10 protein-coding genes are annotated in these 14644 nt (G+C 62.6%); 3 read left to right on the forward strand and 7 right to left on the reverse strand.

The features are described 5' to 3' along the window. Positions 1 to 82: 82 nt before the first annotated feature. Positions 83 to 1747 (reverse strand): hypothetical protein, encoded by a 1665-nt coding sequence (locus tag HSW_RS13695; protein WP_044002394.1) that lies wholly within the window; start codon positions 1745 to 1747, stop codon positions 83 to 85. A gap of 128 nt (positions 1748 to 1875) precedes the next feature. Here HSW_RS13695 and HSW_RS13700 point away from each other — a divergent pair, with 128 nt between their 5' ends. Next, positions 1876 to 3546, forward strand: coding sequence for an ArnT family glycosyltransferase (locus HSW_RS13700; protein ID WP_044002395.1), 1671 nt, complete (start codon positions 1876 to 1878; stop codon positions 3544 to 3546). 194 nt (positions 3547 to 3740) lie between these two features. Here HSW_RS13700 and HSW_RS13705 read toward each other — a convergent pair whose 3' ends face one another. The 3 genes from HSW_RS13705 to HSW_RS13715 all read right to left on the reverse strand — a co-directional run bounded on the left by HSW_RS13705 (position 3741) and on the right by HSW_RS13715 (position 7234). After that, on the reverse strand, positions 3741 to 4658 hold the full coding sequence (locus HSW_RS13705; protein ID WP_044002396.1) for a glycosyltransferase family 2 protein: 918 nt from the start codon (positions 4656 to 4658) through the stop codon (positions 3741 to 3743). A gap of 139 nt (positions 4659 to 4797) precedes the next feature. Then, a complete protein-coding gene (locus tag HSW_RS13710; protein ID WP_044002397.1) occupies positions 4798 to 6078 on the reverse strand; it encodes an MATE family efflux transporter in 1281 nt (426 codons plus the stop codon). A 157-nt stretch (positions 6079 to 6235) separates the two neighbouring features. Then, on the reverse strand, positions 6236 to 7234 hold the full coding sequence (locus HSW_RS13715) for a hypothetical protein (RefSeq protein ID WP_044002398.1): 999 nt from the start codon (positions 7232 to 7234) through the stop codon (positions 6236 to 6238). Positions 7235 to 7406: 172 nt separating this feature from the next. On the opposite strand from HSW_RS13715, the gene corA reads away from it, so the two are divergent. Continuing rightward, positions 7407 to 8615 carry a magnesium/cobalt transporter CorA gene (gene corA, locus HSW_RS13720; protein ID WP_081768411.1) on the forward strand — a complete coding sequence of 403 codons (1209 nt, stop codon included), beginning with the start codon at positions 7407 to 7409 and terminating at the stop codon, positions 8613 to 8615. Between the two features lie 205 nt (positions 8616 to 8820). On the opposite strand, the gene HSW_RS13725 is transcribed toward corA, so the two are convergent. After that, positions 8821 to 11547: a hypothetical protein gene (locus HSW_RS13725; RefSeq protein WP_044002399.1), complete on the reverse strand. Its 2727-nt coding sequence runs from the start codon at positions 11545 to 11547 to the stop codon at positions 8821 to 8823. 137 nt (positions 11548 to 11684) lie between these two features. Between HSW_RS13725 and HSW_RS13730 the strand changes: the two genes are divergently transcribed. Beyond that, on the forward strand, positions 11685 to 13154 hold the full coding sequence (locus tag HSW_RS13730) for an APC family permease (protein ID WP_044002400.1): 1470 nt from the start codon (positions 11685 to 11687) through the stop codon (positions 13152 to 13154). 118 nt (positions 13155 to 13272) lie between these two features. Here the strand turns inward: HSW_RS13730 and HSW_RS13735 are convergent, their stop codons facing one another. Continuing rightward, positions 13273 to 13965 carry a carboxypeptidase-like regulatory domain-containing protein gene (locus tag HSW_RS13735; protein WP_044002401.1) on the reverse strand — a complete coding sequence of 231 codons (693 nt, stop codon included), beginning with the start codon at positions 13963 to 13965 and terminating at the stop codon, positions 13273 to 13275. 276 nt (positions 13966 to 14241) lie between these two features. Continuing rightward, complete coding sequence (locus HSW_RS13740) at positions 14242 to 14631, reverse strand: hypothetical protein (protein WP_052346435.1); 390 nt, start codon at positions 14629 to 14631, stop codon at positions 14242 to 14244. Positions 14632 to 14644: the final 13 nt, after the last annotated feature.

A 14644-nucleotide genomic window follows, 5' to 3' on the forward strand; every position in this document is an offset into this window, starting at 1 on the left:
TCAACCTCAAAGGTATATCTACCCTACTCCGTCGCGCCCGGAATAAGTCCTTAGCGGATAATAAAATTTTGGCTTTTGCCGGTTATTGCGGGAATTTTACACGCATTTGGTATGCATGCATAGTATTTTTCCGGGTTTGTAGCTTCGGCCGTACTTGCTCCAGTCGCATAACTGGCCGCCCGGGTTGATGACGCAACTGTAGCTCCCGGTTGAGTAGCGCAGCTCCTTCGGGTGAGAGAAGCCAGGCCACATCCGAGCGTACGCCCAGACGCCGCAGTGACTCGGTGAAGTCGCGGGAGCCGGTGAGGTGCTGGCGGAGCGCGGGCTGCGAGGGGTGCAGGGTTTGCCAGCCGCGCAGGGAAAGAATTATTGGCAATGGACCTTTAACACGCAGAAGAACTGTATGCATTTGCCTAGGCAACTTACCTTCCAAGAATGGAGATTCTGATTTGTAGAAATCTTCTATCAGATCTGTTACCACACTATTTGCTCTGCTCGGTGCAGCCAGATAGAACTGCCGCCGCAACTGTCGGTTTCGCGCCTGCTCTTTGGCCAACACGGTGCTACGGTGCCAGGTTTTATAGCCATAGGGCACTGCCGTCGCCAGTAAAACCGCCAGTAGTACCGGCACCGCCCGGCGCGGCAGCGGGTTCAAGCAAAACACAAAAACCAGGTTGCTGAGAGCCCAGAAATCGAGAAGCGGCAGGGCCAGCCGGGGCGGCAGCTTCAGCACCGTGCCCAGGCCCAGCAGCAGCCCCGCGTACCCGATCTGCCCCAGCCAGTACCGTCGGCTACCCGGCCGGCGGCCCACCAATACCCAGGTAGCAGCCAGCAGCAGCAGCAGCGGAAAATAGTCACGGGGGAGTTGCCGAAGTACAGCCAGCAGCTTGGCCGGGGCCGTTTCCTGCAGAAAGTAATCCAGCCGAAACGGTGCGGCACGGACGAAAAAAGCCTCATTCACCAAGGTAGAATCCGCGAACATCCACTGCCGGGCGGCGGCCAAGCCCAGGCTATCCGGCGGCGTCAGGGGTTGCACAGGCGGGGCGGCCAGCTGGAAGTCATTGAGGTTGGACTTGAGCACATCGAGGCGGCGGAAGGTTGCGGCGGTGGGGCTCCAGGTGAGGTTCAGCCACAGGGCGCCCAGCACGGCCCAGGTGGCGGCCCCGGCCAGTACCGGCAGGCTGCGCCGCTGCGCCAGCCACCACATGCCCGGTGCCACGGCCAGCACACCCAGCACGGCCGCGCTGGGCCGGATCATCCAGCTTACACCGAAAGCCAGTACACCTACCACCAAGGCCCAACGGGCCGGCGCGCGCTGAGCAGCAAACAGCACACCGGCTCCGGCCAGCAGCAGCGGCACCCGCACGTAGTTGAACCAGAGGCCATGCTCCAGCCACGCCACGCTCCAGAACAGCACCAGCACCGCCAGCACCAGCCAGCGGCCGGCGTATGGGCGCAGCAGCCTGTACAGCACCGCGAATACCAATACAGTGGCCGCATACAACAGTCCGTACAGCGTAAGGCCGTACCAGGGAAGCAACGGCTCGGCCGCATACAACCGGCTCCAGAGCCAGGCAAACCCATGAAAATACAGCAACAGGTCGGTGACCGGAGCGGCGGCCGTTTCGCCCCGCAGCAGGGCCACGATGGTCAGGTCGTCGTTGGTTTCAAAGTAGCAGCCCAGCACCGCGCCGCCCAGCAACAGGAGCACAAGCGGCAGCAGCACAAGCAGAATACGGCGCGACACAACGAAGGGAATAGCGGGACGGAGAAGCGGCGGGTTGCCCGCTACACAGTGCGGGTTGCGCAAGTTGCGCCATCCAACGCGTAAACTCACTATTTCCCCGTTTCACTATTTCACTTGATCTTGCCGGGGTGAATCGTACGCTGACCCGCTTGCCCGACTGGACGCTGCTGTATGTAGTGCTCCTGACCGTGGCCTATTTCCTGCTGACCCACGAAGGCCTCTATGCCCTTGATGACTATTACTATGCCCGTTACGCCCACCAGCTGCTGACGGGCACGTTCTACCTAGCCCCCGACCCGCAGGGCCTGCTGCACGACCCGCTGAAGGAGCGTTACCTAATTTTTGGGCCGGTGGCAGGGCTTTTCGCGCTATTCGGATTCAATATCATCAGTGCCACGCTCTGGCCGCTGCTGGCCACGCTGGGCTGCGCGGGGCTGATCTGGCGGCTGTACCGGCGGCGGGAGCCAGTGGTAGCCAGCGGGGCCATGCTGCTACTGGGGCTGCACTACTTCACGCTCAACCTCACTAACTACCTCTACCCCGACAACATCCTAATGTTCTGGTGCCTGGCCGGGGCCGCCACGCTGCTGCGGGGCCGGGAGCCGGGCCGCCGGGCCGTCTGGTGGGGTGCAGGGTTTGCGCTGCTGAGCTTCGCGGCGTTGCTCAGCAAAGAAACCATTGCTTACTACCTGCCTTTTTACGTGGGCGTACTGGGGCTTGATGCCGCGCAACGGCAACACAGCCGGTTCTGGCTGACGGCTTTAAGTACGGGCGCGTTGCTGCTGGCGGGCTACCTGGGCTTCTACCAATACGTTACCCATGATGCGCTCTACCGCATTCATTTGATTGAACATACCAATGAGTATCTGAAAGACGGGAATTTTCTGGCCGGCAACCGGGCTGCGCTGCTGGCGCGTGTCACCTGGCAGCCGCTCAGCTTCTTCGTGGGTGCGGGGATGGGACTGCTGCTGGTGTTGGCCGGCGGGGCGGTTGGGCGTTCTTCCGGGCCGGCAGTAACTCGCCAGGCAACGTCAGACCGCTGGTTCTGGCTGGTTTTAGCGGGTATTACGCTGCTGTTGTACTGGGTGGGCAGCACGTCACTGAGCCAGTATAATCCCATCACTTTGCTGCCCCGCATGACCACTCCGCTCCTTCCCCCACTGGCACTAGCCGCTGGCTTCGGGCTGAAGCGCCTGACCAAGCGGGCCGGCCGGCCGGCGGTAGTAGCAGGTTTGGCTCTGCTACTGATGGCAGCCTGGCTGCGTAGCGCGCTTTCCGTTGTGTACGCGGGGCCGGGGCTGTTTCTGCTGCTGCTGGGATTGGGCACCTGGCTGCGCCGCTGGCCGGCCCGGCTGGCACCGGGCACCCCGGCTCTGGCGGCCGGCACCGTACTAGTCCTGGCCCTGGCACTGGCCATCCGGCCGGTATACTTCATGCGGAAGCCGTCGGTATCGGAGCATTTTGCGCAGGCCCGGCTGATCCGGCAGCACCTCCAGGCTCCGGCCCGGGGCACGGTGCTGGTAGACGACTACCTGATTGGCAACTACGATTTTACCTACGGTTTCCGGGTGCCGGCCGGCCTGCGCTACCGCCGCTACTGGGCCCGCGACTCCGTGCGCCTCGTCCCCGGTGAGCACGCCTGGCTGCTGCTGAACCGCGCCACGCTCAGCAACGATGAGCTAACCCGCAAACTCATCCGCTACTCCCCCGATTCGGTGCTGAGCTGGTACCCGCGCCGCCAACTGGTGGCCCAGGATGGCCGCGTAGAGCTGTATGAAGTTGAGCTAAGTAGCAAGTGACGAAACTCTGTTATTGCTTCGCGCTGCTCGCAATAACAGAGTTTCCGCAGTCTGAATCCCTAAAGACCCACAAAGCCTCTGACGTTTGCGCCGGCGTCAGGGGCTTGCTGCATTTCAGGGCTTGGTCCTTTGTGAAGGACGGATTGCTTCGCGCTGCTCGTAATGATAGGCGGCTGCACAGTCCTACACTTCATTCAAATAACGGACAAAACCGCACCCACTAACCAATCCAGCGGCCGTACGGCGCGTAGCTCCCGCAGCAGCCGGTACAGCTCCCGGGCTTCGGGAAAGTTGCGGTGGCGCGCGGCCTGGCGCAACTCCCACCGCACGCGCACAGCCAGAGCAGCCCGTTCAGCGGGAGTGCGGCACAGGACCTGGGCCTTGCGGCAAACCTTGATGGTGGAAAGCAGATACGGGTCGTGGGGGCGGTAACCCTTGCTCGACATCGACTGCGGGTGCAGCCGTTTTTGGGTCGTGACGGCGTCGAGGAAGTAAAAATCCCAGTCGCGGCTAGCGCGCACCCAGAAGTCGAAATCCTCGTAGGCCAGGGTTTCATCGTAGCCGTTCAACTGGGCCAGCGTGGCGCAGCGCATGAGCATGGTGGGTGTGCTAATGAAATAACGAGCCAGCACCTCGGCAAACACCGCCCCACTGGCCGGCCGGGGATGGAGCTGCCCGTGCGCATCACGGCGGAAATGACGGCGCACGAACCGGCCGGCTTCGTCAATCAGCTCCGCATCTGAATACACCATGCCGCAGCGGGGGCCGGCTTCGGCAAAAGCCGCCACCTGCTGCATTACCCGATCGGGTAGCAGCACGTCATCGGTGGCAAAGTCAATGATAAACTCACCCTGCGCTTCCCGGAAAGCCGAATTGAAGGCTTGGCAGTTCCCCACGTTTGCGGGCAGCAGCCGCAGGTGCCAGCCAGGGTGCGCGGCAGCATAGCGGCGCAGTATTGCCGGGCTGTCGTCGGTACTGGCATCGTCTACCAGAAACACCTCCAGCTGCGGATACGTCTGGGTCAGGATAGAATCCAGAGCGGTTTCCAGAAACCGGGCGTGGTTATGGCACAGAGCCACAATGGTAACGAGAGGCTGGGAAGCGGTAGGCATGCGGCGGCAAGATACGCCTCCGACTGCCACAGCAGTACCCGAGCACGATTCTACCAGCCACGCTCAGTCGGCAACCGTCGGTACTAGGATTGCATGAGACTCCCAGCTATACCATCTGGTAATAAAGAATGTGAAGCTCTCACCGGATTTCCCGCCGGAAGAACCACAGACACCACCCCAGCAACAGCCCGTAGCGGGCGGCCTGGGCCAGCGGCGCGCCTAGCAAACCGTAGCGTGGCAGCAACACCGCCAGCAAGCCGGCCAGCACCACCGCCGACGCAGCCTGCACGGCCACGTAACGCCCCACCCGCGCCTGCGACGTCAGCAGAAATAGCAAAGTCCAGGTCAGAAATTTAGCCCAGTCGGCCAGTAGCTGGGGGCTCAGCAGGAAGTCGGCGGCGGCAAAGCGGGGCTCGAACAGCAGCGGCAGCAGCCAGCCGCGCAGCAGCCACAGCAGCCCCAGGGCCAGGGCCAACCCCGGGGCCAACAGCAGCAGCACCATGCGCACAAACTGGCCGCGCGCGGCGGGCCGGGCATTCAGGGCCGCCAGGCGCGGGTAGTACACGCTGCTCATCACCGCCGAAAACACCATGGTATAGTTATCGGATAGTTTGGCTACGGCCTGCCATAAATCGGTGGCGGCCAGCCCGAACTGCCGGATCAGCAATTCGCGTAGGCTGAAATCCACAACTTTGGAAAACAGCAGCACACTCAAGGCCATCAGCAGAAACCGACCCAGCCCGCGCAGAGCCGGACGGCTGATGCGGCCGCGCAGCCGTGGCAGTAGTCTGGCCCGGGCCGCCACCCACGCGGCGGGCCCCAGGGTGAGGCCCTGCGCCCCCAGGTAGGCCAGCAGCGCATACGGTACCGAGCCGCCGGCCCCCAGCACGGCTGCCACGGCCAGCGGCCCCAGGGCACTCAGCAATACCGTCAGGCCCACGTAGGCCCCCAGCCGGCCGGCCGCCAGCAGCAGCGTCACCACAAAGGCGTGCCCGATGAGCAGCAGCAGCCCCAGACCAAACAGCAGGCTCCAGCCCGGCCCCATCTGAAACACGCCTACCAGTGGGCCGGGCACCAGCAGCACCAGCGCCACGCTCAGCCCCAGGGCCAGCGCATTCAGCAACAGCCCCGCGCCCAGCCACGCGCGGTAGCGGCCCGAGCCGGCCCGTAGCGGGGCCAGGTATTTGACCACTCCTACATGTACCCCGTCATTGGGCAGCGTAGTGAACAGGGCCATCAGGTTCTGGAAATGCGCCAGCAGCGTGAGTCCGCCCGGGCCGCCGTACACGGCCAGCAGCTTGTTGAGCAGCAACGCCCCCGCCGTACGGGCCGCTACGGCTACCGCAGAACCCAGGGAGCCACGCAGAAACCGGCCTAGTACGGCGGCGCGGGGTTCGGGCTGGGCATCGGGTGCAGTCATAAAGCAAGGGTAAGCAGTCGGCGGCCGGCCTGGTTTTACCTGACCGGCAGGATATCTTTTGAGGTACGAATTCCGGGTAATATAACGGGTGCCGGGGTGCCCGGCGCCGTTTAACCATAAGCCACGAGTACGCGGCGCGGTATTACCCGCAGAGTTGCTACAGCGCCTTCTCAAACGTCAGCTTGAGGCTGGGCACGCCGCCCAAATGACGCTTGAACCGCAGCAACGACTGATTCAGACCCTCCGGCAGCGTGGAGGTGCCCAAATCGAGCAGGCGCATCCCGCTGGCCCGGCCAAACGCGTGCAGCCCGGCGTTCAGCAACACCACCGGACTCAAGGAGTTATAAGCCAGCGGGCTGGCGGGGTAGAAGTTATACAGTACATCGAACCGCACCTGAATGGCAATGGTCAGGGCCGCCCAGTCCCCCGCCGCGTCACGCACCGAAAACAGGAATACCTGGCGTGGCAGTGCCTGAAACAGCGTTTGGAGCTGCTCCAGCGTCATCGACAATTCCTGGCCCTTTTCCTCGCGGCAGCGGCGCAGAAACTCGTACGCCAGCGGCAGTAGCAGCGGCGGCTCCTGCTCGAAGCGCAACCCGTGCCGCTCGCACTTCAGCAGCCGCCGCCGTTCCGAAGGATGCAGCCGCGCGGTGTACTCCTGGTCGAGGGGCAGATGATTGTTGAGCTCCGCCAGCAGCACCTGGAAGCCAAGCCGGGTAAGCACTTCGGTCAGGCAGGCACTGGCGGCCGGCTCGTAGGCAAAGGCGTGCGCCCGCACCGTAAACCGCCGTATTCCCAGGGCCCGCAATTCCGCTTCAACTGCCCGCAAAAACTCTGTCAGCACCGCTTTTGGCAACTCCGGGGCCATTTGCACGCCGCCGAAAGGTGCCTGCCAGTGGCTACGGGCGGTAGTGGCATCCGCACTCAGAAACACCGTTAGCTGTGCTACCGTGCGCCCCGGTTCCGTCTCTTCCAGCAAGAAGTGTAGCCGCTCGCCGGGACCGTATTGCAGAGCCAGATGCGCGGGGGTGAGGTATAGCCAGGGCGCGTACGCCAGAGGAAGTATCGGAACCGGGGCCAGGCCCGTCAGCAGCCGCACGCCGTATCGGGCCTCAAAAGCCGGCAGGGGCAGAACAGCAGCAGGAACGGGAGGCAAGGGTAGCAAAGGCAGAGTAAAAACGGCCGGCGAAAGTACGAGTATTTCCCGCCCTATTCAGTACGCGCCGCTACCAGCACAACGTGGCGGCCGGCCTGGTTTGCCGGGCAGCACCCAGCTTTTTCGGCGGAATCCCGTAAACTGTTCCATTCTTTTGCCTCCTGCCCTTTGCATGTCTAGCCCTCCGCCTGCTACTCCCCTCCCGCAGCCACCGTCCGCTGCACCGCTTCCCGACGAAGAAGATGACCACCTGCACACCCGGGCCGTAGCTGACCGGGACGCCACCCGCCAGGCCCGCGAGCAGATGGTGGGCCAGCGCCCCGGCACGCTCATCGTGCGAGAAGATGCCCTGTCGCCGCGCCTGTTCCTGATTTCCTACGACGAGAATTTTTATGAGGAGCACGAATACCCCCGCTACGACGAACTGCTGGCTTACTTCCGGGAACATCCCGACCAAAAGCACTGGATTGACATTCGGGGGTACGACGACTTGCCCCTGATGCAGCGCATCCAAGAGGATTTTCGCATTCATCCGCTCCAGATGGAAGACGTGCTGGGCGACTACCAGCGGGCCAAGGTGGAGGAAACCGAAGATGGCCTGTTTCTGGTGTCGCGCATGACGGAATTCACGCGCCTGCTGGACATCGACGACGACCAGCTTTCCATTTTCACCGGGGCTAATTACGTCCTCACCTTTCAGGATGATTACGAGGACTGCCTGGACGCTGTGCGCCTGCGCCTGCGCACCGGCCGCAGCAACATCCGGCGGCGCACCCCGCTTTACTTGGCCTACGCCCTCACCGATGTGGTACTCGACCATTACTACCCCACTATGGCGGCCATCGGCGACTATCTAGAAACCCTGGAGGAGCGCATTTTCCAGGGTCGCCCCGACCGGCGCGTGCTCAACCGCATTCTGCACATCAAGAAGGATATTGTGCGCTTCCGCCGCCTGGTGTACCCGGAGCGGGAGAAAATTGCCGAGTTGCTGCGGATGCCCGATGAAACGGTACCCGAGGAAATCAAGGTATTCTTCAAGGACTGCTACGACCACGCCATTCAGGCCCTGGACCTAGCCGAAAGCTACCGGGAAACCGTGAGCAGTCTGGTGGAGCTGTATATGTCGGATCAGAGCAACCGCGCCAACGAGGTAATGAAAGTGCTGACCATCATCAGCAGCATTTTCATTCCGCTGAGCTTCGTGGTGGGCCTCTACGGCATGAACTTCCAGCGCGAAGCCCCCGACGGCCGCATCAACTACCTCAACATGCCAGAGTTGTACAGTCCCTGGGGCTATCCGGTGCTGCTGGGGCTGCTGCTGCTCATCGTCATCGGCCAGCTCACGTATTTCTACCGCAAAGGCTGGCTGACAAATAGGTGAATGAACGACTGTCATTGCGAGGCGGAGCCGAAGCAATCCGTCCGTACGCAGTCAAAATCCCTGATAAACAGAAAGCCCCTGACGTCTGGTTCTGATGTCAGGGGCTTTTGAGTAGGTCAAAGGTAGGCGCTTCGTGAAGGAAGGATTAGCTGCGCTGTCCTTCGGGTGCTTCGGCTTCGCCTCGCAATGACACCTCCTCACCACTTCACAACTTCACATCCGTACGGCGCAGCTCGGAGCCTACCACCCGGAACAGGTGGTAGATACCGGTCACGGGGTCGTGGGACAGGGCCACCTGGGGAGTAGTGGTGTTGAAGGGCTGGCCCCCGATGAGGCGGGAGCCGGCATCGTAGAGGTAGGTTTTGCCGGGGCCGGTTTCCGTGACGGCGTACAGTTGGCGGCCGGGGCCAAAGTTGAAATACTGCACTGAGCGTGGGGCCGTGGTGATGAACGTCTGATTCAGGAGCTGACGGCCGCCGGAGCTTAGGAGCGTAAAGTGGTTCCCCTCTTCCCGGGCCACCACGTAGTCCCGCTGCTGCTGGTCGGGGATGAGCTGGAAACGGCTGGTACGGCTCCAGGTGGCTACCCGGCGGCGGCTTATGATGTCGCCACTCAGGTTGAAGCTCACCAATTCCCCATGCTGGGTCACCACCGTCACGCGGCTGCGGCTCAGCGAAGCCCCGGTTTCGGCCAGTCCGCTGCCCGTGAGCCGCGCCCCCATGCTGATGGGGAAGCCCGGGTACGGGCTACCGGCCTGGTCAAACGCATACACGTAACCGTTTTCCAGCAGCACCACCAACACATCCCGGCCGTCTACGGTGAGGTACTGGGGCGGCCCGGCCAGCCGGAACTCCAGCTGCTTGGGCTGCCAGCCGGGAAATGTGCGACCCTGCGTATCGTACAGAAACAGATTGCCGCTGGCCCCGGCTACCAGCAGCCGGCGCGGCGCACTGCCCCCCGCCGGCGATACGCTCAGGGACGTCGCGCGTACGGTATCGGGCAGGTTGAGCGGGAAGTTGGGCTGCACCTGCCCCCGGCTGTTGAGCTGAAACAGCTGCCCCGGCGTTGACAGCAGGAAACCAGTGGCCCCTGGCAGCCGATACGTAGGCCCCACCAGCGGCCCCGGCAACGAATCAGACCACGCCACCACATTGTCGGGGGTGATGTAGTGCAGTACGTGGGAAGTATCCTGTACCAGCACGCCGGGCAGCTTCGCCCCGCTCACAAGCACTATTTCGGGCGAACTGCTCAGTGGTGTTTTGAAGGCCAGCACGCTGCCCGTGCCGTTCTGGTTCTGGGGGCGCGCCTCGGCGGGGCCTACAATGGGATGCCGCAGCACAAACTGAGTGAAATACTGCGCGCCTGGCTCCCGCTCATCGGCGGCGGGCACCCACTGCATACTCACTTGCGGAAAGCGCTTAAACAGGGTTTCGTTACGCAACAGCCCGGCCCGACGCTCCTCCTGCAACCCCCGCAGCAACAGATTCCAGCAGTTACGCGTGTCCAGCAGCACCCGCAGCCGGGCCAGGGGCTGGGCTTCCTGCAGAAACGCGACCTGCGTGGGTGAGCGGCTCCACACCTCCCCGGCCGCTACATCGGTCAGCCATTGATAGAGGGCCGCTTCATCATCGCCAAACGCTACGTAATTACCCACCTGTGCCACCATGGGCCGCGCAAACCCCCGGAAGGCCGGGCCCAGCAACTGCCGGGGCAGTTCCGGCACACCGGTCTGGTAAATCTGGTACGGCCCCACCCGCGTAAAGCCCGGGCTTGCCCCCACGCCGCGCCGCAACTGGCCCAGCAGGCTGCTTACTTTGCCGGGGTTGGCGGTGTACGCCAGCGCCAGCTTGCCCGGCCGCGCCCGCGCCGAGGGAGTTGCCAGATAGCACAGGGCCACTTCCTGACTAAGCTGGGCCGTGAGGCTATCCAGCAGCGGCCCCGTGGCAGCAGCCACCGAATCGGGGGCGACGGGGCGCGGGCCGCGCAGGACGGCGGCTGATCCCAGCCCGATGTGTACCACCAGCGCCGCCCGCAGGGGCAGCACCTCCGCCATACGCAGCCGCTGGGCGGGCTGGCCCATCAGGCGCTGATGCAGCCCGTCGCGGGCCGTTTCGGGGTTGGCAAAGCCGTTGAAGGTGACCTTGTTACCGGCCAGCTTCATTTCCGTCATCTCATTGCGAGCCAGACTGGCCACAGCGGCTATTTCGGGAGTGAGCTCCTGCCGGAAAAATACGCCCAGCAGCTGTGGCAGCCGCCGCTGGTTGAGCAGCAGCGTGGCATCCACGTCGCGCAGCTGGAAGTAGTCGGTACTTTGAAACTCGGCGGCGACGGTAGGGGCTTCAGGGTGCTCCAAGCGGCGGGCCACGGCTTCTACTAGGGCCGGACTGGCACTTAGCAGCAGGTGGTTGCGGTAGTTGAGCAGCGTGAGGCCCTCCTTGCTGCTGCGGCTACGCACTTCCGTCAGCAGCTGACCCAGGTATTCCCGGTCCGTTACCGTGAACCGGGGGTCCCGCCCCAGCCCTTCTATCAGCCCGCGCACCTGCCGGTACTCCCGCACGCTGCCGATGGGCACCTGAAATAGCACATCGAAGCGGCCGGGGCCGGTAACGTGCAGGGAGGTGAGGACCCGTTTGCGGCCCAGAAAACGTAGTACCACGTTCCGGCCGCCAGTCAGGCTGTCGGCCATGGTCAACTGGTCTTCTACCTGCTGGAAGTAGCGCACCGCTTTGATGTTGTCCCAGAGCTGGGTTTCCTTGAGGTGGCGCACCAGCGTCGGATGGTCGCGCGTGACGGCTACCAGCACAGCATCATCGGGCACCAGCGCCCAGGGGTCCACGGGTACCCGGGCCACGGTGCGGCGGTAGTATACATAGGAGCCCAGCGCCGCCAGCAGCAGCAAACCCGTTAAGAAGACCAGTACTCGTTGCGACATGCGGGAAACCCGGGAGGTGGGGAACGGCAAAAATAGGCATTCGGGGCGGAGTGCGCCGAATGCAGCGCGCCGCCGCTAATGCGGTTTGCAGGCCAGTTTTCTATCTTCCGGCCTGAAACACTTTCTCCTCTCCCTGTATGTCTGAAAAACAAGGCCATTTTCAGCGGGCCATTACGCTGTTTGATGCCGTCATGATTGTGACTGGCAGTATGATTGGCTCCGGTATCTTTATTGTATCGGCCGATATTGCCCGACAGGTCGGCTCCAGCGGCTGGCTGCTGGTGGTGTGGCTGCTGACGGGCGTTATTACCATGGCCGGGGCTATCAGCTACGGTGAGTTGGCCTCTATGTTCCCGAAAGTAGGCGGCCAGTACGTGTATCTGCGCGAATCCTACAACAAGCTGGTGGCGTTTCTCTACGGCTGGTCGTTGTTCACGGTCATCCAGACCGGAGTTATTGCGGCGGTGGCGGTGGCGTTTGCCAAGTTCACCGGGGTGCTGATACCGTGGTTCAGCGTGAAGAACGTACTGCTTCAGGTTGCCGGCCTGGAGTTCAGCAGCGTGCAGCTGCTGGCCATCATCCTCATCATCGGTATTACGGCCCTGAACGCGCAGGGCGTGCGCACCGGCAAGCTCATCCAGAACGTGCTGGGCAGCACCAAGCTGGTGGCCCTGGCCCTGCTCATCGTGTTTGGGGTGGCACTGGGCATCAACCACGAGGCTATTTCAGCCAACTTCCAGGATGTGTGGACTGCCACCCGTTTCCCGGCGCCCGGCGCGTCGTTTGCGCCCCTGCCCCTGAGCTTATCCGGGCTGGTGGTGGCTATCGGCATGGCCATGACGGGCTCCCTGTTTTCTTCGGACTCTTGGAACAACATCGGGTTTGCGGGCGAGGAAATTGTGAACCCCGAACGTACGCTGGTGCGCAGCATGGCCATGGGTACGGCCATCGTGACGGTGTTGTACATCCTCATTAACGTGGTGTACCTGCTGGTGCTGCCCCTGCACGGTTCTCCCGAAGCTACCACGGTAGCCGGCCGCGGCATCCAGTACGCCACCGACGACCGGGTGGCCACGGCCGTCGCCGAATCGGTGCTGGGTCAGAAGGGCGCGTATGTGATGGCCATACTGATCATGCTCAGCACCTTCGGGGCCAACAACGGCATTATCCTAAGCGGGGCGCGGGCCTACTTCGCCATGGCCCAGGACGGGCTGTTCTTCCCGGGCCTGGCCCGTCTGAACGCGGCCGGCGTACCGAGCCGGGCCCTGTGGGCGCAGTGCCTGTGGGCCTGCCTGCTCTGCCTGAGCGGCTCGTACGGACAACTGCTCAACTACGTGATGTTCTCGGTGATTCTGTTCTACGTCATCACCATCATTGGTATTTTCGTGCTGCGCCGGACGCGGCCCGAGGCTCCGCGTCCCTACCGGGCCTGGGGCTACCCGGTGCTGCCGGCCATCTACGTAACCCTGGCTTCGGCTTTCTGCATCATCCTGCTGGTGGCTCCGGATACGGCGGAGTTTTCCCGGCGCGGCTTGGGGTTGGTGGCCCTGGGCATTCCGGTGTATTTTCTGTTCGGCCGCAGGTTTGGTGGCAATACCCCGGTATAAGCAACCCGTTTTTTTGTAAGCAAAAAGCCCCACCGATGCATCGGCGGGGCTTTTTCATAGTTGCTGGTTTACGGCAGGTGGCAGCGTGCCCTGTTCGCATTGGCGACGTAGAGCGGGTCTACCGGCGGCGACGCGCGGCCCCTTCGCGGGGCAGCAGCGTTACGTTCTGGGGCTGCGTGCTGCGGGTGCGCACTTCCTGGTCTTCGTAGCCGCCGTAACCGTATACCAGCGTATTGTCGCCGGCGGGTACTTCCAGGGTATAGTTGCCGTTGGCATCAGTGCCGGTTACCTTCTTTGAGCCGCGCACCATGACGGTGGCACCGGCCATCGGGCGGCCGTTTTCATCGAGGATGCGGCCGGTCATGGTGACGGTGGCAGGAGCCGCTTCGGGGGCTGGGGTGGCGGCGGGTACGGGCTCAATGGCAATGGGCTCCTCTGCCGGGGCCGCTACCGGCGCTACCGTAGCGGCGGTGGCAACTGGCGTAGCCGGTTTGGCAGCGGCCTCTTTGGCCGCCGGCGTGGTAGGTTTGGCTTTTTCTTCGGCTTCTGCCGTTTCCTCGGTTTTGGCTTCCTCGGCGGCGCGGGCTCCGGTAACGGTGGCTTCACCGAGTTCCATTACCGGCATGGCATCGGCCAGGCGGCGGGTAGCCTGCGCTGGCAGCAGCACGTAGCCCAGCACCACAATAGCCACAATGGCCCCCACAATAATGGCCAACCGACGATTACCCGACGAAAATTCTTCTTCTTCTTCGTGGAGCAGGTCCGGAGTCACTTCTTCGTTTTCAGCGGGAGTAGTTGTGTTAGCATCCATAGATGGTTAGGTAAAAAAAAGTGGGGATTTTACAGGGCTCGAGCAAGGAGTTGGACAGGGAGCTGCAGAGGAATTTCTCCCTTCCCAGACACCATCGGCCCCTAAAGATATAGGTTTAACATAAGCGTAACCTAATTGAGTATTCCAATTTTCGGATTTATTTATCGTTACAATTAGCACCTTTCTAGCCCATCGAATGAAATTATTGTAAAAAAACCGGGGCTCGTTCCCAAAGTGGAAACGAGCCCCGGGCCGCCGAATGGTAGAGCAAGAAGCTTAGTCGTGAGCCGGTTTGGCCGGGCCACTTGGCTCTTTCTCACCAAACTCCTGCTCTCGGCTTCGGATAGGGTTGCCCATGTCGTAGCTGCCTTCCACCTCAAAGCCCGGGCCGCTGGCCTGTTCCCCAGCATTGTCGTGGTCGTTGCCGCCCTGAGGTTCGCCCTCGCCCCCACCGATGTGCAGGTTTTCGATCTGGTCTTTCTGGTCGGAACGCTGGGTATAGCCGCCCGCGCCGGTGTTGCGCTGGGCCGAGGGGTCACTGGCGACCTTACCGTTGCTCATGTTTTGCTTGAACTCCTTCTCCTTCTGCAACTGCTCGTTCTCAGGAATGGCCTGCTCGTCGTTGTGAATGATGTCCTTGTTCGATTTTTCGTTATCGGTAGCCATTGGGCGGGAAATT

This window comes from Hymenobacter swuensis DY53, assembly GCF_000576555.1.
Taxonomy (GTDB): domain Bacteria; phylum Bacteroidota; class Bacteroidia; order Cytophagales; family Hymenobacteraceae; genus Hymenobacter; species Hymenobacter swuensis.